The organism is Chryseobacterium sp., from assembly GCF_045629545.1.
Classification (GTDB): domain Bacteria; phylum Bacteroidota; class Bacteroidia; order Flavobacteriales; family Weeksellaceae; genus Chryseobacterium.
Map to the genome: position 1 here is coordinate 25089 of NZ_JAZQRK010000042.1, position 21200 is coordinate 46288.

18 protein-coding genes are annotated in these 21200 nt (G+C 34.0%); 8 read left to right on the forward strand and 10 right to left on the reverse strand.

From position 1 onward, the window contains the following. Positions 1 to 9: 9 nt before the first annotated feature. Positions 10 to 2298, reverse strand: coding sequence for a catalase/peroxidase HPI (katG, locus tag ACKI42_RS09660; protein WP_407404847.1), 2289 nt, complete (start codon positions 2296 to 2298; stop codon positions 10 to 12). Between the two features lie 356 nt (positions 2299 to 2654). Here katG and ACKI42_RS09665 point away from each other — a divergent pair, with 356 nt between their 5' ends. Then, on the forward strand, positions 2655 to 2942 hold the full coding sequence (locus ACKI42_RS09665) for a GNAT family N-acetyltransferase (RefSeq protein WP_407404849.1): 288 nt from the start codon (positions 2655 to 2657) through the stop codon (positions 2940 to 2942). A gap of 1 nt (position 2943) precedes the next feature. On the opposite strand, the gene ACKI42_RS09670 is transcribed toward ACKI42_RS09665, so the two are convergent. Further along, the gene (locus ACKI42_RS09670) at positions 2944 to 4038 is read right to left on the reverse strand and encodes an MBL fold metallo-hydrolase (protein ID WP_407404851.1); all 1095 of its coding nucleotides are present in this window, start codon (positions 4036 to 4038) and stop codon (positions 2944 to 2946) included. A 178-nt stretch (positions 4039 to 4216) separates the two neighbouring features. Here ACKI42_RS09670 and ACKI42_RS09675 point away from each other — a divergent pair, with 178 nt between their 5' ends. Continuing rightward, positions 4217 to 5716, forward strand: coding sequence for a S41 family peptidase (locus ACKI42_RS09675; RefSeq protein WP_407404853.1), 1500 nt, complete (start codon positions 4217 to 4219; stop codon positions 5714 to 5716). An 83-nt stretch (positions 5717 to 5799) separates the two neighbouring features. Here ACKI42_RS09675 and ACKI42_RS09680 read toward each other — a convergent pair whose 3' ends face one another. The 8 genes from ACKI42_RS09680 to ACKI42_RS09715 form a co-directional block, all read right to left on the reverse strand. After that, entirely contained in the window at positions 5800 to 7923 is a 2124-nt protein-coding gene (locus tag ACKI42_RS09680; RefSeq protein WP_407404855.1) for a M4 family metallopeptidase, read from the reverse strand. 100 nt (positions 7924 to 8023) lie between these two features. Continuing rightward, positions 8024 to 8839: a hypothetical protein gene (locus ACKI42_RS09685; RefSeq protein ID WP_407404857.1), complete on the reverse strand. Its 816-nt coding sequence runs from the start codon at positions 8837 to 8839 to the stop codon at positions 8024 to 8026. 16 nt (positions 8840 to 8855) lie between these two features. Beyond that, entirely contained in the window at positions 8856 to 9359 is a 504-nt protein-coding gene (locus ACKI42_RS09690) for an RNA polymerase sigma factor (protein ID WP_407404859.1), read from the reverse strand. A 202-nt stretch (positions 9360 to 9561) separates the two neighbouring features. Beyond that, positions 9562 to 10152 (reverse strand): hypothetical protein, encoded by a 591-nt coding sequence (locus ACKI42_RS09695; protein ID WP_407404861.1) that lies wholly within the window; start codon positions 10150 to 10152, stop codon positions 9562 to 9564. A gap of 244 nt (positions 10153 to 10396) precedes the next feature. Continuing rightward, positions 10397 to 10786 (reverse strand): hypothetical protein, encoded by a 390-nt coding sequence (locus tag ACKI42_RS09700; RefSeq protein WP_407404863.1) that lies wholly within the window; start codon positions 10784 to 10786, stop codon positions 10397 to 10399. Beyond that, positions 10787 to 12772 carry a urocanate hydratase gene (locus ACKI42_RS09705; protein ID WP_407404865.1) on the reverse strand — a complete coding sequence of 662 codons (1986 nt, stop codon included), beginning with the start codon at positions 12770 to 12772 and terminating at the stop codon, positions 10787 to 10789. 113 nt (positions 12773 to 12885) lie between these two features. Further along, positions 12886 to 13854, reverse strand: coding sequence for a 2-hydroxyacid dehydrogenase (locus tag ACKI42_RS09710; RefSeq protein WP_407404867.1), 969 nt, complete (start codon positions 13852 to 13854; stop codon positions 12886 to 12888). Positions 13855 to 13869: 15 nt separating this feature from the next. Next, positions 13870 to 14520: a protein-L-isoaspartate(D-aspartate) O-methyltransferase gene (locus ACKI42_RS09715; protein WP_407404869.1), complete on the reverse strand. Its 651-nt coding sequence runs from the start codon at positions 14518 to 14520 to the stop codon at positions 13870 to 13872. A gap of 126 nt (positions 14521 to 14646) precedes the next feature. On the opposite strand from ACKI42_RS09715, the gene ACKI42_RS09720 reads away from it, so the two are divergent. From ACKI42_RS09720 to ACKI42_RS09745, 6 genes are all read left to right on the forward strand, one after another. Further along, a complete protein-coding gene (locus tag ACKI42_RS09720; RefSeq protein WP_407404871.1) occupies positions 14647 to 15615 on the forward strand; it encodes a Gfo/Idh/MocA family protein in 969 nt (322 codons plus the stop codon). A gap of 133 nt (positions 15616 to 15748) precedes the next feature. Further along, positions 15749 to 17479 carry a cellulase family glycosylhydrolase gene (locus ACKI42_RS09725; RefSeq protein WP_407404873.1) on the forward strand — a complete coding sequence of 577 codons (1731 nt, stop codon included), beginning with the start codon at positions 15749 to 15751 and terminating at the stop codon, positions 17477 to 17479. A gap of 48 nt (positions 17480 to 17527) precedes the next feature. After that, positions 17528 to 18406: a class A beta-lactamase, subclass A2 gene (gene bla, locus ACKI42_RS09730; protein ID WP_407404875.1), complete on the forward strand. Its 879-nt coding sequence runs from the start codon at positions 17528 to 17530 to the stop codon at positions 18404 to 18406. A 52-nt stretch (positions 18407 to 18458) separates the two neighbouring features. After that, positions 18459 to 18881, forward strand: a complete 423-nt coding sequence (locus ACKI42_RS09735) for a hypothetical protein (protein ID WP_407404877.1) — start codon at positions 18459 to 18461, stop codon at positions 18879 to 18881. Between the two features lie 9 nt (positions 18882 to 18890). Next, positions 18891 to 19781 carry a 3-hydroxybutyryl-CoA dehydrogenase gene (locus ACKI42_RS09740; RefSeq protein ID WP_407405132.1) on the forward strand — a complete coding sequence of 297 codons (891 nt, stop codon included), beginning with the start codon at positions 18891 to 18893 and terminating at the stop codon, positions 19779 to 19781. 66 nt (positions 19782 to 19847) lie between these two features. Beyond that, positions 19848 to 21179: a hypothetical protein gene (locus ACKI42_RS09745; RefSeq protein ID WP_407404879.1), complete on the forward strand. Its 1332-nt coding sequence runs from the start codon at positions 19848 to 19850 to the stop codon at positions 21177 to 21179. The last annotated feature ends 21 nt before the right edge of the window (positions 21180 to 21200 follow it).

Consider the following 21200-nt stretch of genomic DNA (forward strand, 5'->3'; position numbering starts at 1 on the left):
TTTTTTATTTTATTTTAAGTCGTAACGGTCAGCGTTCATTACTTTAGTCCAAGCAGCTACGAAATCTTTAACAAATTTCTCTTTGCTATCATCCTGTGCATAAACTTCAGCATAAGCTCTTAAGATAGAATTAGATCCGAATACCAAATCCACCCTTGTTGCTGTCCATTTTGTAGCACCAGATTGGCGATCTACAATATTATAAGCGTTAGAACCAGTCGGAATCCATTTGTTAGACATATCCGTTAAATTCACAAAGAAATCATTAGTTAAAACACCTTCTTTATCTGTGAAAACGCCGTGCTTAGTTCCAGCATAATTAGTTCCAAGAACTCTCATACCACCAATTAGAACTGTCATTTCTGGAGCTGTAAGTCCCATTAATTGTGCTCTATCTAGCAATAATTCTTCTCCTTTAACCGAATAATCTGCTTTAAGGAAGTTTCTGAAACCATCATATAAAGGCTCTAGATATTCGAAAGACTCAACATCAGTTTGTTCTTGAGTTGCATCTCCTCTACCCGCAGCAAAAGGAACTGTAATGCTTACACCCGCTGCTTGAGCTGCTTTTTCTACTGCTGCAGAACCGCCTAAAACGATAAGGTCTGCAATAGAAACTTTCTTCGTCAAACCAGCTTGGATTTCTTCTAATTTTGCTAAAACTTTATTTAATCTTTCTGGCTCGTTAGCAACCCAATTTCTTTGTGGCACTAATCTAATCCTAGATCCGTTTGCTCCACCTCTGTAATCAGAACCTCTGTAAGTTCTTGCAGAATCCCAAGCCGTATTAATTAATTCGGCTGTTGATAAACCAGAGTTTAGTAATGTTTGCTTTAAATCTGCTACTTCAGCATCAGATAAAGTATAATCAACCGTTGGAATTGGATCTTGCCAGATTAAATCTTCAGCAGGAACATCTGCTCCTAAATATCTTGATTTTGGACCTAAATCTCTGTGCGTTAATTTGAACCAAGCTCTTGCAAAAACATCTGAGAAATAAGCAGGATCTGCTAAGAATTTCTCTGATATTTTTCTGTACTCAGTGTCCATTTTCAATGCCATATCAGCATCGGTCATTATTGGATTACGCTTTACATTAGGATTATGAGAATCTGCAGGTTTATCTTCCTCAGATATATTGATAGGCTCCCATTGCTGAGCTCCAGCAGGAGATCTTCTTAGTTCCCAATCATATTTAAACAATAAGGTTAAAAACTCGTTATCCCAACGCGTAGGATTGGTTGTCCACGCTCCTTCAATACCTGAAACTACGGTATACCCAGCATTTCCTGTACCTTGAGGGTTTTGCCATCCCAGACCTTGTTGGTCTACATCTGCCTCTTCTGGGTCACCTCCAAGCAGCGATGCATCACCATTACCGTGTGCTTTACCAATGGTATGTCCACCAGCTGTAAGTGCTACCGTTTCCTCATCGTCCATACCCATTCTTTTGAAGGTAACACGCATATCTTGTGCAGTCCTTAGAGGATCTGGGTTACCATCTACCCCTTCGGGATTTACATAGATAAGCCCCATTTGCACTGCAGCTAAAGGATTGTCCAACGACTCACGATTATCATCAGATTTATATCTATTTTCTGTAGCAGCCAACCATTCTTTTTCAGATCCCCAATACACATCTTTTTCTGGGTGCCAAATATCTTTTCGTCCGCCAGCAAATCCAAATGTTTTAAGACCCACACCTTCGTAAGCAACTGTTCCTGCCAACATAATTAAATCTGCCCAAGAGATTTTGTTTCCATATTTTTTTTTAATCGGCCATAACAAACGACGACCTTTATCAGTATTTACGTTATCTGGCCAAGAGTTTAGTGGTGCAAAACGTTGATTTCCTGTATTTCCACCGCCACGTCCGTCCATTGCTCTGTAACTTCCTGCCATGTGCCAAGCTGTTCTCACAAACATCCCTACATAGTTACCCCAATCGGCTGGCCACCAATCTTGGCTATCTGTCAATAGATTTTTTATATCGCTTTTTACAGCTTCCAAATCCAATTTTGCAAATTCTTCTTTATAATTATAATCCGGTCCTAACGGATTTGTTTTGGAATCATGCTGAGAAAGGATGTCTAAATTCAGAGCATTGGGCCACCAGTCCATTACAGACTCATTATTAGAGGTTAAACCTCCATGTATTACAGGGCACTTTCCACTACCAGAATTATCTACAGTATCCGAAGATTCGTTAGCACTGTGTATAGTTTCTCCTTGGTTAGGATCATTTTGAGGAGGCATATTTTCTACGTGATTAAAAGGGCATTTTCCTGAATCTGACATATTTATATATTTAATTTGATTACTTTTATTCAAAACTAGCGATTTATTAACAATTTGAGTTTGATTATCAATCACATTTAATAATATTTTAAATAGTTTAAAACTATAAATATTACATAGTTGTATAAACAAAATCTATGACATTTATTTTTTATTAAATAGTAGTGAATATTCTAAATTACTTAGAAAGTATTTTATTTTATGTTAAATGAATATTAAATTATACGAGAATTTGTAAACATCTATAATTTAAACACAATACAAATTATGAAATATTTAATTTTTTTTCAGTTTGAATGTAGAATTATTGTAAATTTAAGTTTAAGAACCTACTATAATTATTAAAATCAGGGACTATGGAAAATATAAAATTTGTACTATCACCTTACCAAGATGAATTACAACTCCATCTAAATGGTAAAAAAGTTGGATATATGTCAATTGCTATTGATGGGAGATTGATCAATGTGCATTACACAAAGATAGACCCAGACTTGGAAGGGAAGGGTTATGCGAAAATTCTACTAGACGAGTTGGTAAGCTATGCAGAAGACAACAACCTGATGATTGATCCTGAATGTGAATTTGTACATCAGCAGCTAGAAAATCATCCTAAAAGATATAAAGGTATTTGGCACGAATAAACTAATTATTCCACCAATATTCGAAAAATTGAGGCGTATTATCTAGATACATCACTTCGCCAATTTTAGGCGTTAATATGGCTAGATGGTATAACTTTCCAAAGTCGGTAATATTTTGAAGCGGCTCATTCCACGCATGATGCGCCAGCGCAAATTTACCAAAATGTACGGGTATAATATTTTTAGCCTTTAAATCTTGACAGATAGATACCATATTTTCAGGCATTGCATGGATGTATTTCCAAGCCTCATTGTACTGTCCGTTCTCCAAAATTGCAAAGTCAAATGGTCCATATTGTTCACCAATTTTTTTGAAATGGGTATCATATCCACTATCCCCACCCAAAAATATTTTTTGTGATTGGCTCTCTAGAACATAAGAGGTCCAAAGCGTATTATTTCGATTCCATTTTCTTCCCGAAAAATGTCTTGCAGGAGTAAAGGTAATTTTAATTTGATTAGATAAAGTAAGGGTAGTTCCCCAATTTTCCTCCAAAAGTTGATCAGATTGATAGCCCCATTTTTCAAAATGCGCTCCTACTCCTAATGGCAATACTACTTTTTTAACTTTATTTTTAATCTCTCTTACAGTAGGGAAATCCAGGTGATCATAATGATCGTGTGTGATGATCAGATAATCTATGTCTGGCATATCTTCAGGCTTGTATAAATGTGATCCTTCAAAAGCTTTATTAAAAAATTTAAATGGAGATCCGTAATTACTTAATACGGGATCTATGAGAAAGGAAACTCCATCGATTTGCAAATAATATGAGGAATGACCAAGCCAAATATATATATTTTCATCTCTTGGTAATGATTTCAAATTCGTATTAACAGTAGGAATTGGAGAGAGTGGTTTCAGCATTGTATTTTTTGTTGCCAATAAAAAATGGAGCATCACTTTGGGCAAAGAATATCCCTCAGATAATTGTGGTGTAAAACTTTGATTCTGAAATTCATTATTCTTAAAATTTCCTGCTGCCTTTATTCTTTCCAATCTTTTTCCATTGGGAGAGGCACCATACACCTCCAAGGTGGTAAGAAAATAGGTTGCAACAACCAATAAGAGTATTATTATAAAGCCGTAGATCATTTTAGTAATTTAATTTGAATACACTTGCTGAAAATATAAGTGACTATTTAGTAGGACGTATTTATACAAAATTTACTTTTTATTAAAAATTATAAATACATTTACGGATTTATTTTGAAGAATTACTCCATTGAAACATTTTGTATCTATATTATCTGTTATTTTTATCACTTCTTGTATGTCTGTTAACACCATTAATAGACAACGAAAAACCTATATTCAGCCAGATGAAATTAAATCTGATATAGATTTTGCCTCTAAAAAACTGCAACAGCTTCATCCCAATTTGTACTGGTATATTTCCAAAAAAGACCTAGATTTTAAATTTGATAGTTTAAAAAGCACCATTGATAAGCCACTTACGCCAATACAGTTTTATTTTAAGCTGCAACCTGTGATTTCTCAGATAAAAGAAGGTCATCTAACGCTAAGAATACCTGATAAAAAATACAGCAAAAAATACTTAGACAAAATGAAGGATACCAAAGGACTTTTCACAAGGCTGGATTACTATATTGAGAACAATAGGATGTTTGTCGAAAAAAATAAGGATTCTTTACAGAGTATAAAACCAGGCACTGAAATACTGTCCATCAATGATGTACCTGTTGATGAAGATATAATAAAATACAATCAATTAATCAGTAGTGATGGATATAATACAACCTTTAAACCTTATTTTCTGAAAGATGTTTTTTTTAATTTTTATACTGTAGAACACGGTCTTTTGGATAGTGTGCAACTCAAGACAAAGTATAAAGACGAGGTGAAAATAGTAAATCTAAGAAGAGAAAATAAAACTGGTAAAGATCTTACAAAGGACCGATTAGCAAAAAAAAGAACTTCAAATAAAAAGATTAATGACTATGTGTTTTCGTCGGATTCTTATAATAGAAATTTCAAATATTTGGATCAAGATAGCACAATTGCTTATATTAAAATAAGTAGTTTTTCTTCCACTTATTCTAAACAATTTTATAAAGAAAGTTTCAAAAAAATTAGAAATTCAAAATCAGAATATTTAGTGATAGATATTAGAAATAATTATGGAGGCTCTCTAGCAGAGATTCACAACTTGTATACGTATATTGCTGCAGAACCTTTTACACTGATAAAACCTGCGAAAATTACCTCATCCACCAGCCCACTAAAAACCAACTATTTCAGAAAAAGCAGCAGTATAGCGTATATGTTGAAAACTATATCTTACCCTGGATTTTTCTTTGCTCATCTATTTAGTTCTTATAGAGGTAAAGATGGTAACTATTATTACAAAATAAAAGCCTCAAAGCCTACTTCTCCTCGATCTAATTCTTACAAAGGTAATATATTTGTTCTCATCAACGGAGGTAGTTTTTCTGCATCTTCTATTATTGCATCAAAACTTAAGTATGATAAAAGAGCAACCTTGGTAGGTGAAGAAACAGGCGGTGCAAATGATGGTACAGTAGCTGGATTTTACTCTTATCAAGTTTTACCTCATTCAAAAATAGATTTGCCTATTGGTTTGGTTTTAGTACAACCTGATATCCATTTTACCAATACATTGAAAGGAGTAATTCCTGATATTGAGATTAAAGAAAACTTGCAAGACCGAATACAGAAAAAAGATAAGGTATTGGATTGGGTGATTGATCATATACAATCTAAAAGAGATTCAAAAAAAGGATTCCAATAACTAATGTTATCGGAACCCATTCGAAAATAATAAGTGTTCAGTTGTGTGTTTTATGTATTTTAAAATTTAATATGGATTACAAATTATTTATTGATAATTTTTTTTGTTATCGTCTTACCATCAGCTTGAATTTTTACCATATACACTCCTGCAGTTGTGCCGATTATTTGAACCTCATTTTTACCGTTTAATAGTTTTTCTGCCGTTTTTATGATTTTACCCGATAGATCATAGATTTCAAAAGTTGCATCTTTACTATGGTTTTCTATAGTAAATTGTCCATTTTTAATAGGATTTGGATAGATCTTGAAGTCATTTTGTTCCGCTTTTGTACTTTCATTCACGTCCAAAAGGCTTGCACAATTTCCCAATCCTACGGCACACCATGCATTTTCCACTTGTTGTAATTCGTTAGATCCGGCACCATTTAAATCTATCGCTGCCTGTTTGCTAGAATTGTATGCATTGATATAGGCACTATTAGAAGTAAGATAAGTAGCCAATGTTCTGTACGCAATTTTTTCGGCTTTCTGTATAGTGATCCCTGTTACGTTATAAGAAATTCCACTATCATTTGTTCCAGAGCCACCCACTGACAAAAGATAAAACCAAAAGTTCCCTACTCCACTATTGGTATGTACTCCACAAGAATCATTGTAATTGGGATCATTCCCATCACTTATAGGTGTACAAGTACTAGAAGCGTTTTGCCAATACGTTCCGGTAAGATACGTGTCTGGTTGCTGGCCAGATATGGGTGCAGGACCAGCATTAGGATTAGACATACTTCTAAGGTAGTTGGTAGAAATGTAAGCTGGATTACAAAGTCCTTCGCCGATATTCCAATTTGGTGTAATGCCAGAATAAAATTCTATTGCAGCCCCAAACATATCTGCAAAAGATTCATTAAGTGCTCCCGATTCTTTCTGATACGCCAAATTAGCTGTTCTGCTTACGATAAGGTGAGAATATTCGTGTCCTGCTACATCTATCCCAACAAAAGGATAAAAGGCATTAATGTTGGTGGAAGGTGCATTAGAATTTGCAAAAAAACCATTGCCATATACCATAGCTACAATGCCTTGTGTATCTACTGCGGCAGCGTTTGCACCAGAAGGTTCAGCGGCACTTCCGAAATTGACATCATAGTAATTTCTTATAACAGATCCATTACCATCATAGCTATTTCTGTTGTGTCTACTGATATAGTAATCTTTTGCAATCTTCATCGCCCAATGTACTTCTACCGCTGGCTTTGTTACTACTTCAGTAAAATTTGATGTTGAACTTGTGTATTCTGTAATAGTACCAGTAAGCTCACCAGTTGCTAGGTTTGCGGACCCATCCCATCCTGCTCCATTTCTAGTGTGGATATTTCTTGCATTATCTTTTAGGCGGTAGCTTCCATTATAAGAGTCTACAGTAATATTTTGATTTCCCTTAAAGTAAGTAGTACTCGTAGAGGGAGCATCTATCAATGGACTTTTGAAAACTTCCAGATTTGGATATAGTGGTTCACTAATAGCTCCAATCTTTAGCTGGGGAGTATAATTATGCTGTTGAATAGTACTCAGCTTTTTAACGATCTGTTTAGACGTATTATCAATGTAATACAAGTATCCTTTGATATTTTTAAGTGACAATGCATTTATCTGACTTGCTAGACGAAGCTCCACTCCCTCATCAACGTAAGCTTTTACTACCACTTGTTTGAAATCGGAAAAGGTAACATCTGCGGCGTTCATATCCCTTTTTATAATATCTTCAACTTCTGTTTTACTTGGAGGTTGAACAATTGTAAGGTTAATGTTATCAGAGTATTCACCGTTAACATAAGTAACTCTACCTTCTTTCTCATGAACAAATACTCTCTCATCAGCTACCAAAACATCTTTGTAATAATGTTGATATTCTGACCTTTTGAAACCCAAATCGTCTGTTGTAGCATCAACAAATTTCAAACTGTGTTCATTATTTGTCTTAAACCACTTAGAAAAATGAGATGCTAATTTTTCTTGAGTAATATTAGTTCCTTCAAAACTCGCATAAAAATTATTCATGTCAGAAGTTTTGGTAATGGTAGGATAATTATTTAGAGTGGTTTCAGTTTTTGTAGTAGTTTTAGTTTGCGCTTTCCCCAAACTTGGGATAAAAGCTACACTTACCACAAAAGATAAAAGTTTTACAAATGTTAATGATTTTTTCATTTAAAATTGATTTGATTTTATCAGTTAGTAACCTCAAATCAAAAATGTTACATTAATTTGTAATAAAAAATTAAATAAAATAAAAATAATACTAGATAATTTAATCTAAACTCTGCATCGCCTTATTAAAAGCATTGATATCAATAAGATTGCACAAAACTCCTGCTAGAATAATTAGGGTAAAGACTACCGCTAAACATGCTAGAAATACGAAATACATCATCACAAACCAAACTACAGTATTGATGATATTGCCTCGAAATCCATATTTTCCCATCAAGTAATCTTGAGATTTTTCAAACCAAGTCTTATTTTTTGCAACGATAGGCATTCCTTCTACGCCATTTAACTCTTCTATAAGATTTACTACTTCTTTGATATATTTACCGTACATATAATGCACCCAATATTTAATAATAAAACATATAAGTAAGATAGAAATCAAGAGACTCACTGCAAATAAGGTCATGTGATAATCTTTATCAAAATGAAACCCTATTTGAATTAAACTAATAATAAAAGCAAGTGGAATATAAGAAATATAATACGATATATAAATTTCTTTGGAGATGAGGAGCTGCGTTTTTAGTGTAAACAAATCGTAGTTGGTATTAGTGCTTTTCTTTCCTAGCAGTTTATACAACTTTACAAATCTAGAATAAAAATAGATGATAAAACAGAGTGAGAGTACAATCTGGAATGAAGCAATTACCCTCACATTATAATCTCCTGTGGCTGTTGGAAATCCATAAAATAGTAATGGTAGCGTGAAGATCATGAGCCAAAATTCGGTCTTCATATTAATGCGTATCATCTCTAATGGAGAATGTATTTGCATTTGCTCCTCTAACGATATTTCTGGTGGCGTATTTCCTTTGTCTTTGTTCCAAAGATTTTTCATTTGATCAAGTTCCATAATGCTTATATTGGGATCAGTTAGTTTCTTGCGTTTGTATTATTTCTTTCAGTTTTTGCTTCGCTCGGTTTAGTTTAACACGCGCATTCACCTCTGTGATACCGAGTTGGATAGCAATCTCTTTGCCGGGGAAATCTTCTAAAAAATAAAAGATAAGTGCTTTATCTATGGGACTCAATTGATGTATCGCCTGATACATTTTTTTCATATTGAGATCATCTTGCTCGTTATAAGAATCTTGTGATATTACAATAGCATCGCTGTGATGTATCTCTAAAGATTGCCTTCTCTTTTGTCTTTTCAAGAATAAAATCGCTGTATTAAGTGCCGTTCGGTAGAGCCATGTAGAAAACTGACTTTTACCCTGAAAATCCGAATACGATTTCCACGCTTGATAGATGATTTCTTGGTAGAGATCATTTTGGTCATCGAAGTTATCCATATACATTTTGGAAATTTTAAAAATAACACCTTTGTGCTTTTCTATCTTTTCCAAAAAATCTTTTTCTCTTAATGGCATGAATGACGCAGCTGTTTTACTTTTAAAGTATTTTATTAATTTGAATTAAATACTCATGTATTATTAAATATTTCTCAACTCATATTGTCAAATATATATCATTTAACATCAATTTCTTCCATCTTTAAGAAAAAACCATAAAAAAGCCTACCCAAGGTAGACTTCATCAATACAAAATATTAAAAAAACTATATTAATTTTTCTATTCGGTTTTTATAATTACTGCTCCATTTTTGGCTCTTACACCATATTTAGCCATTGCAGCTTCGGGTGTCCAAACTATCATTTTCTTTATCGCGTCAGGTTTTAAGTTTTTTACCATCTTTTCACTCACTTCTACTCCATTCAAAAAGTACAATGGCGTATCAATATTGCGGTTCTCCGCAACAGTTTCTCCCAAAAGCCTACCATTATTTTGTTGTATTGCAGGTTTAGGTTTTTTTATCGCCACCATTTTCCCCATGATCAGAGGTCTTGCAACAGGTTTACATATTTCTTGTTTTTGCTGAGCATTAGCTGTAATTACACCCCCTGATGTAAGAAAAAAGCCAACTGCAAATTTGGTAAACAAAGAATTGATATAAGAATGATGAAGATTTTTACCCAACTGATTTTCGGAGAAAGTGCCACAAATATTTTCTTCTGTAGACTCTATAAAACTAATAATTTCTTCGTCAGAATCGTTTCTAAAATCGGTTACTTTCTTAGAACATACTGTGCAAAATTTCCCTTTTTCGTCTGGAGACATTGCATCCCAGTTTTCATAACAAGCATTGGGTATGGTAATTTTCATAATGGTCTTTTTATATAAAGATGCAGTACGAAACAAAAAGGTTGGATTGATGACGAAATTTAATTTAAAATAAATTTAATTTACAAGACTAGTCTACTCCTCTTTTAGATTCTTAATGCTAGAAATTCCCCTCCAAAGGAGGGGTGGATTCGACTAAAAGGAGAAGACGGGGTGGATAACAATTTAAAAAAAAATCAATCTCTCATTGAAAGCTTTAAAGCTATCAAGATAAGCAAAGGATTTTTTAATTCTCGCTTACCTCAATCGTATATTTTGTTTTTAGAAAACCAGATTGAACCCCCACATTTACTAATGTCTCTACATTGTTGAATATTTGAAATTGAGAAGATAAACCATCTTTAATTTTATATTGATAAATCTCTGTAGATTCACCATAATAAAAAATCCTGTTTTTATCGAAATCCAGTTGTAATATTTTATTTTTAAATTGATCTAAAATGTACACATCCTTCCATAAAAATCCTTGATAATGCAACGTGTAAATTTTAACTTCGATGATCAATTTCTCATTCCATCCCGTAATGTATCCATAGACAAACTCTCCGACTGTTTTTTTATTTTCATCAAGAATTTGAAATCCTTTTTTTGATTCTTTGAAATCAAGAATTTTCATTTAAAATAAATCTTCGTTCACAAAATTAGGAAGAGTGACTTTTAGGTTCGGTTCGGCTTCCATCGCTCTTTTGATTGCGAAAACTGCACCTTCATTTCTTGCCCAAGATCTTCTAGAAATCCCATTGTTCACATCCCAAAATAGCATAGATTTTAGTCGTCTATCGGCATCGTCACTTCCATCAAGAAGCATCCCGAAACCACCATTGATTACTTCACCCCAACCTATACCACCGCCATTATGAATGGATACCCAAGTTGCCCCACGGAAGCTATCTCCAATAACATTTTGTATTGCCATATCTGCTGTAAAACGTGATCCATCGTAGATATTTGAAGTTTCACGGTAAGGAGAATCGGTACCCGAAACATCATGATGATCTCTACCCAATACTACGGGACCAATTTTATGCGCTCTAATCGCGTTATTAAAAGCCTCGGCGATTTTCATCCTACCTTCTGCATCAGCATATAAAATTCTCGCTTGAGAACCTACCACTAGATTGTTTTGCTGTGCACCTTTTATCCATGTAATATTATCTTGCATCTGCTGTTGGATTTCGGAAGGCGAATTTTTTATCATTTCTTCTAAAACTTCACAAGCTATAGCATCCGTTTTATGCAAATCTTCAGGTTTATTAGATGCACAAACCCAACGGAAAGGCCCAAATCCATAATCGAAACACATGGGTCCCATAATATCTTGCACATAGCTTGGGAATTTAAATTCTCTTCCTAAGCTTGGACTTTCTGACATTACATCTGCTCCTGCTCTACTTGCTTCCAAAAGAAACGCATTTCCGTAATCGAAGAAATACGTTCCTTTTTCAGTATGTCTATTGATAGCTTTTGCGTGTCTTCTTAATGTTTCTTGTATTTTTTGTTTAAACAATTCAGGATTTTCAGCCATCATCACATTCGACTCTTCGAAGGTTTGTGCTACAGGATAATAACCGCCAGCCCACGGATTATGCAAAGAAGTTTGATCTGACCCAATATCTATCCTCAAATTCACTTCATCGAATTTCTCCCAAACCTCAACAATATTGCCTAAATAAGCTAAGGAAACCGTTTCATTGGCTTCTTGCGCTTGTCTTACTCTTACTACCAAATCATCAAGGTTTTCATGAATTTCGTTCACCCATTTTTGCTCATGACGAATTTTAGTAATCTTAGGATTTACCTCAGCACAAACGGTAATACAACCTGCAATATTTCCTGCTTTAGGCTGCGCTCCAGACATTCCACCCAAACCAGAAGTTACAAACAATCCTCCTTTTGGCGCTTTATTTATTTTTCTGAATGCATTCAGAACAGTAATTGTTGTCCCATGAACAATACCTTGTGGACCAATATACATATAGCTTCCAGCCGTCATCTGACCATATTGAGAAACACCCAATGCATTGAATTTTTCCCAATCATCTGGTTTAGAATAATTCGGGATTACCATACCATTAGTCACTACCACTCTTGGAGCATCTTTATGAGACGGAAACAAACCCATCGGATGTCCAGAATACATGGTAAGTGTCTGCTCGTCGGTCATTTCAGAGAGATATTGCATGGTCAATAGATATTGCGCCCAATTGCTAAAAACAGCACCATTACCACCATAAGTAATAAGTTCGTGTGGATGTTGGGCAACAGCATAATCTAGATTATTCTGAATCATCATCATGATTGCTTTCGCTTGCAGAGATTTCCCTGGATACTCTGCAATATTTCTTGCTTTCATCTCATAATCTGGACGAAAACGGTACATATAAATCCTTCCATACTTTTCTAATTCTTCTCGAAATTCTGGCAATAATTCTGCGTGGAATTTCGGATCGAAATAACGCAAAGCATTTTTTAAAGCTAAAACTTTCTCTTCTTCCGTTAATATTTCTTTACGTTTTGGCGCATGATTAATGGTTGCATCGTATAATTTGGGATTGGGTAATTGTGTAGGGATTCCCTGTTGGATTTGGTCTTGAAAAGTCATAAAACTGATTATTTATTTCTGGTTTTAAAGATAATAAAATAATTAGGACTCCATAAAAAATTCCCCTGCACTAGAGGGGAATTTAAATATAATTATATGTATTGAATTGTTTACTAGGCATACACTTCTGGGTTAATGCAATAGGGCATCTTTTCAGATTTCGAAAAAGCAATTAAGTTTTCTGCAGCTCTTCTCGCCATGCCTTCTCTAGCATCTACCGTTGCCGAACCTATATGAGGAAGCACGCAAACATTAGGCAAAGAAAGCAAAGGATTATTGGGCGACATTGGTTCTGGATTGCTCACATCCAAACCTGTACCCCAAATTTTCTTCTCAACTAAAGCCTGATACAAATCTTCTTCATTATGGAAACCACCTCTCGCAGTATTGATGAAAATTGCAGTAGATTTCATTTTATCGAAAACTTCTTTATTGAAAATTCCTGCTTTTTCTTTGGTAAAATTGGCGTGAACACTTAGCACATCACTTTCAGCGATTAGATCATCGAAAGTAACATATTCTGCGCCCAAATCTTGTTCAGCTTGAAGATTTCTGTTTCTATTATGATAAATCACCTTCATATCAAATGCGTATTTGCATTTTTTGGCCATCTCGAAACCTATTCTACCTAATCCAAAAATCCCAATGGTTTTGCCATACAATTCTTGCCCAATAGATTCTAAAGCATCAAAGTTATCCCAAGTTCCGTTTTTCACTTTTTCTATATTGTAAGTGATAAACCTAGAAACAGATTGCATCAATAAGAATGAAATATCAGAAGTTGCTTTGCTTAGAACATCGGGTGTATTACCAACAGGAATATGATGCTGATTGGCTTGAGTAACATCTACACTATCAAAACCTACAGAATACAATGCAATAGCTTTGATATTTTTAAATTGATTAAAAAATTTTTGGTTAAACTGAGCGTACCCTACATTCAATAATACATCAGCCTGAGAACAATATTTTTCCCAATCGGAAGCAGTAGTATCATTATACCCTTGAATAATTTCAAATTGAGCTTCTTCTAATAACTTTATTCCGTTCTCAGGAATTGGATTGGTAACAAAAACCTTCATGTGTTGTTTTGTTGATTATTGATTGGTACTGCCCAACATAGGAACAAATTTGTACGCTCCAAACTCTTCTTTTTCTATCTCTGTAGGTGAAATCTTGGTAAATCTGTACAGTACTTGCTCATCCGTTGGACCCAACGGAATTACCATTATTCCACCTACTTTCAGTTGTTTTAGAAGTTCTACTGGTAAAACTGAAGCCCCACAAGTTACAATTACTTTATCAAAAGGAGCAAATGTTGGAAGCCCCGCAAAACCATCTCCAAAACTTTGAAATTTGGGATACATATTAAGCTCACGCAATTTATTTTTAGAATAATCGAACAAATCTTTTTGTCTCTCTACGGTATACACCAATCCTTTTAGTGCTATTAGTACAGCTGTCTGATATCCGCAGCCGGTACCAATTTCTAAAATCTTATCGCCAGGTTGAACCATCAGCAATTCAGATTGCTCTGCAACGGTAGAAGGGTGCGATATAGTTTGATGCGCCAGTATAGGAAATGCCCGATCCTCATAAGCGTAATCCTCAAAAATACTTTCTATAAACAAATGTCTAGGAACAATGTTCATTGCAGAAAGTACATTCTCATCAGAAATACCTATTTTATTTCTAAGATAGTCTACTAATATTTTTCTCTTTCCTTTATGTACAAACGAATCATGCATGACGCAAAAATAATAAATAGATCTTACAAAAAAGATTTTGCGCAATAGATTTTTCATGCATTATGTCACAGAAGTGTTGGTTTACAATTGGCATCTAATTCTTATCTTTACCAAAAAATAGAAAGTATGTTGAAAGCTGGTTTGGTAGGTGCCGGACATTTGGGAAAAATACATCTTAAACTTCTGAATCAATCCGATAAATATGAATTTATTGGTTTCCATGATAAAGATGCAGAAAACGGAAAAAAATTGGAAGCTGAATTCGGCTACAAATATTTTGAGAATCTGGAAGAATTATTATCTCAAATCCAAATGTTGGATATAGTAACTCCTACTCTATATCATTACGATTACGCAATGAAAGCAATAGAAAAAGGACTTCATTTTTTCATAGAAAAACCTGTAACGCATACGCTAGAACAAGCACAAGAGATATTGCAAAAATGCCAAGAGAATGGGATAAAAGCTCAAGTAGGTCATGTAGAAAGGTATAACCCAGCATTTATAGGAGCAAAGGATTATATACAAAATCCAATGTTTATAGAAATCCATCGTTTGGCAGAGTTCAACCCTCGTGGGACGGATGTATCTGTAGTATTAGATTTAATGATACATGATTTGGACATACTCCTTAGTGTGGTAAAATCTAAAGTAAAAAATATCCATGCAAGTGGCGTTTGCGTAGTGAGTAAAACTCCAGATATTGCCAATGCAAGAATAGAATTTGAAAATGGATGCGTTGCTAACCTTACCACTTCTAGAATTTCTATGAAGGCGATGCGGAAAAGCAGATTCTTCCAGAAGGACGCTTATATTTCTGTAGATTTCTTAGAGAAAAAAGCAGAAGTCATCCGCATGAAAGATGCGCCAGAAAATCCAACTCCTTATGATATGATTATTGAGAATGCGGAAGGCGAAAAAAATCAAATTTTATTCGAATATCCGAATATCCAACCTAATAATGCTATTTTGGATGAGCTGAATTCTTTTGCTGATGCAATCTTAGAACATAAAACCGTAGAAGTATCTCTGGAAGACGGAACAGAAGCTTTGAAAGTGGCTTTGCAAATTATGAAATTGATCAATCAGGCGTAATTGTATTTACTATCGAAATACAATCAAACGGGAGAAATTCCCGTTTTTTTTGTTTCAAATAATAAAATATGTATAAATTGTAAAGTTTAATATACTTAATAAATATCCCATCACTTCACAAAATTTAGTTACTATGAAAAAATTAATCCTACTATCCGGACTTTTATTGTCTCAATTTGGGACTGGTCAGCTTTTAAAAACAAATGATAAAGAGATTGTAAATGATAAAGGGGAAAACGTTCAGCTCCGAGGTTTAGGACTTGGGGGTTGGATGCTCCAAGAAGGCTATATGCTGAAAACTGGAGATTTTGCAGGTCCTCAGTATCAGATAAAAAATAAAATTGCAGAAGTAATAGGTACAGAAGGCATGGAAAAATTTTACAAAGCCTATCTGAAAAATGGCATTACAAAAGATGATATTGAATTTCTATCAAAAGCAGGTTTTAATTCTGTCCGTTTGCCGATGCACTACAATTTGTATACACTTCCTATTGAAAAAGAACCTATAAAGGGTAAAAACACATGGCTTAAAGAAGGTTTTAAAATGACTGATGAATTGCTACAATGGTGTAAGGAAAATAAAATGTATCTCATTTTAGATCTTCATGCAACGCCTGGCGGGCAAGGTAACGATGCTAATATTTCTGATAATGATAAAAACAAACCTTCTTTGTGGGATAGTGAAGAAAACAAAGATAAAACTATTGCACTATGGAAAAAATTAGCCGAAAGATATAAAGATGAACCGTGGATAGGAGGTTATGATCTCATCAACGAACCCAATATTAACTTCACAGGAAATAATCCAAATGGTACAGACGAAATGCAAAATACACCATTATGGAAACTTCAAAAAGATATTACTAAAGCCATAAGAGAAGTTGATAAGAAGCATATTATTTTCTTAGAAGGTAATGGCTGGGGAAACAATTATAATGGTTTGGGAGACTTGTGGGATGATAACTTAGCATTGAGTTTTCATAAATATTGGACAACTAATAATAATGAGTCACTGAAGGAAATTTTAGAACTCAGAGACAAATATAACATTCCAATTTGGCTAGGTGAAACTGGCGAAAATTCTAATGTTTGGTTTACTGAGTTGATTCAACTTCTAGATCAAAATAATATTGGCTATGCCTTTTGGCCTATGAAAAAGATAGATAATATTGCAGGCATTACTAATGTTAAAATAACTCCTGGATATCAAAAATTATTAGATTATTGGAAAACTGGGCAAAATAAACCTTCTACTAAGGAAGCTACGGATATTTTGATGGAAATTGCAGATCTCTATAAATTTAAAAATGTAGAAGTAAAAAGAGATGTTATTGATGCAATGTTTAGACAAACCAAAGAAAAAACGACTCTGCCATTCAAAAATAACATGCTTCCAGACAGAATTTTCTTTACCGAATATGATTTGGGGCCTATTAATGAAGCTTATTATGATAAAGATTATCAAGATTTATGGGTAAGTGATGCTGCGAAAAAATCTGATTGGAATTCGGGTCAGAAAATGAGAAACGATGGTGTAGATATTTATACTTGTAAAGACGCAATTACCAACAAATACTATGTTGGTAAAACTGAATCTGATGAATGGTTACAATATACTTTAAACTCCAAGAAAGAGCAAAACTATGAACTTACCATTCGATATTCCTCGCCAAACCTTTCAAAAGTAAGATTGGTAGATGAAAATAATAAAGTTTTGCAAACTCTAGAATTTCCAGCTACGGGTGATAATGAGAATTGGAAAACAAAAACATTTAAAAAAATCAATTTAAAAAAAGGCATTAATAAAGTTCGATTTGTATTTGAAAATAGTGGTCTCAACCTGAATTATTATGAACTACGTTAGTTTCATAAAATTATTTTAACTTTCGGAACTAAAACCAACTCACATAAAATGAAAAAAATTAGTTTCATATTCTTATTTGCTTCTACCTTTGTGCTGGCCCAAAAGTCTGTACTAGAAGGGAAAATTAACAATTTAATAGAAAATAAAAAAGCAACCGTGGGTGTAGCGGTTTTAAAGTTTGAAGAACCCTATTCTATCAGCATCAATGGGGATAAAAAACTTCCAATGCTTAGTGTTTTCAAATACCATTTGGGACTTACAATCTTGGATTTGGTAGACCAAGGAAAAATGAATCTAAACCAGAAAATCCTTATCAAAAAGTCTGATTTGGTAAAAGGTACTTGGAGCCCGATACGAGAGAAATATCCGAATGGGAATATCACGCTTACCCTTGCCGAATTATTGAAATATAGTATTGCTGATAGTGATAATATTGGGACAGATCTATTAATAAATATGATTGGTGGAACCGAAACTATTCAGAAATTTATCGATAAAGAAGGGATTAAAGATTTCGTGGTAAAAGCGGATGAAAAACAAATGCATAAGGGTTTTGAATTTATGTATTGGAATACCACTACCGCTATTTCAGCTAACGATGCCCTGAAAAAATTGTTTGATGGTAAAATTTTATCTAAAAAATCTACCGCGACAATGATGAAGATTCTTTTGGAAACCAGTACCGGAGCAACAAAAATCGTAGCTCAATTGCCCAAAGGCACGCCAGTAGCGCACAAAACAGGATCTTCCGGAAAAGATGAAAAGGGCATGACGGTAGCAGAAAATGACATCGGAATTATCACACTACCCAACGGAAAACATTATGCTTTGTCGGTTTTCGTTTCAGATTCGATGGAAAGCGAGGAGACGAATACTAGAATCGTAGCCGATATCTCTAAGGCTGTCTGGGATGAATTTACAAAGTAAAAAATCATGCTCATGGATTAAGATTTGCATGGTTTACAATTAAATAGAAAAAATGAAAAAATTAGCATTAATAATAGGGGTCTTTTGTTGCACAATAATCTTCGCCCAGAAGAGTAAAAGCTTTATCCCAATAGGATATTCTAGTATTTGTTGTGGAACTCCTTCTGTAAAACCAGTAATGAATTATATAGAGGAATATCAGAAAAATAACAAGAACAATACAATTGAAGTTTATCAGCAAAGTGGACTAGGAAGAGAAGGGGAATATTCTTTATTTTTGGGGCTAGATTGTTTATCTAAATCCAAAAAGAAAAAATTCTTATCCGGACTAGCTCGTGTAATACAGCAACAGAATGACAGAAGAAATCTAGGAAGAGACGGATCTGTAGCATTGGATGGTAATTATAGCATTACCAAAAAAGAATTGTTGGATAAAAATAATGTAGCACTCTTTAAAAATAATTTAATTAAATAAGAAAAAATGATCAAAAACATTGTAGTTATCGGGGCTGGAACCATGGGTAATGGTATTGCACATACTTTTGCACAAAGTGGTTTTAGTGTAAATTTGGTAGATGTATCGCAAGAAGCTTTGGATAAGGGAATAAAGACCATCACTACCAATCTCGACAGAATAATTGCAAAAGGCAATCTTACAGAAGAGCAAAAAGAAGGAACTCTAAGTAATATTACCACATTCACTACTCTAAAGGATGCCGTGAGTGATGCTCACCTTATTGTGGAAGCTGCAACTGAAAATTTAGAGTTGAAACTGAAAATATTTGGGCAAATGGATGAGTTTGCTCCAGAAAATTGCATCTTGTCTACTAATACTTCATCTATTTCTATCACAAAAATTGCTGCAGCTACTAAAAGAGCAGACAAGGTAATTGGTATGCACTTTATGAACCCAGTACCTATCATGAAATTGGTAGAGATCATTAAAGGTTATTCTACATCCGAAGAAACTTTTGATTTGGTATACAATATGAGCCAAACATTAGGTAAAGTCCCTGTAGAAGTGAATGATTATCCTGGTTTCGTAGCGAATAGAATTCTAATGCCCATGATTAATGAGTCTATAGAAACATTGTACAACGGCGTTGCGGGCGTAGAAGAAATAGATACAGTAATGAAATTGGGTATGGCGCATCCTATGGGACCATTGCAATTGGCAGATTTCATCGGACTAGACGTTTGTCTTGCCATCTTGAATGTAATGTATGATGGTTTCAAAAATCCTAAATATGCACCAAATCCATTATTGGTAAATATGGTGATGGCAGGGAAATTGGGAGTAAAGTCTGGTGAAGGTTTCTACGATTATTCTGAAAGTAAAAAAGCTGAAAAAGTAGCTAAAATGTTTACAAAATAAATTCTTTACCATTTGAGTTGTGCGTTTTTAGTTATAAATTTGGCGAAAAGCTATAATTAAACTCTAATGAGCATCTACTCTATCAATTTTAAAGAAAAATATATCCAAATATCAATGGTCATCACTACTATAGTGATGACCATTTTTCGTTTTTTAATGAATGAAAAAGGACGTGTAAACCCAGATTCTATAGTTTATATGAGGTTTGCTCACGTTTTCCCAACTATAGATAGTACGGTGGCGCCGCCAGGTTATCCTATGATGATTAAGTTTTTTACCTTTTTCGGATTGGACGAATTTTGGGGAAGCAAAGCGCTCGGAATTTGTGCTGTTCTTTTCATCATACTTTTCGCGTACTATAAGAAGTTTTATCTAAGAGAAATTATTCTCGTTTGTTCTTTATTCAGCTACGTTTCCATATTCTCCTTCACGATGAGCGAAGCGTTATTATTGCCATTTGTGTTTTTATTACTGTATTTGGCGCACTTGGCGATTACAGAAAAACTAAGTTCCACAAAAGCTTTCATTTATTTAGCTTTAAACTTAATAATTCTTTACAATATCAGATATAGTTCTTTATTTATTATTGGCGCTACAGGCTTATTTGGATTGCTATTTTGGAAGAAAAAGTTTGGAAAAACTTTCATTTTAGCAGGAAGTATTGGGATGGCTTACGTTGTTTTATTCAAATTATTTTACCTCGATTATTTTAACGAAAATTATATAAAAGATTCACTGATAACGGGTCTACATACCACACCAGAATTACTAAAAGAGTTTGTCCAAGGGATTACAACGGCTTTTAATCCTTTTATACACATGGCAAATCCAAATGGTGGAATTGTTAATTTTGCCATCTATGGTTTGGGATTGCTTAATATTTTGCTGATGGTATTTCTTTTTATTAAAAACAAACTATCCGAAACTCAATTATTCTATCTGAACATAGGGATTTGCGGGATTATTTGCTCTTATTTTATTCAATATTTTTATCCTATCAATCCTCTAGACTACAGATTGCTTTCTCCTTTTTTGCTTTCTATTTGGATGGTTTATTTTCAAATTTTGCTAAAATATTTTGGGAATAAAACTTTCGTCATTGGCGCATTGAGTTTGTGTTCAGGATTTGTTTTCACTTGGTTATCCAAAGGAAATTACCTAGAAAACAGAAAAATTATTACAGAATATTTACAAAAAGAAAAGTTAGACAAAATCCCATTGCAGTTTTTTGTAGTGAAAGAAGAAAATCTAGAAAAAATACAAGTTGCAGAAATCCTAAGTACGGTAAATCCCCAAATTACGCTAACGTATAAAGCATCAGACACTCTGCGTCCCACAACGCTGACAAGGTATAAAGTTTTACAAAAAATTAAAATTGACAAGAATAAATATCAATAATTTTATTTATCTTTGATAAAG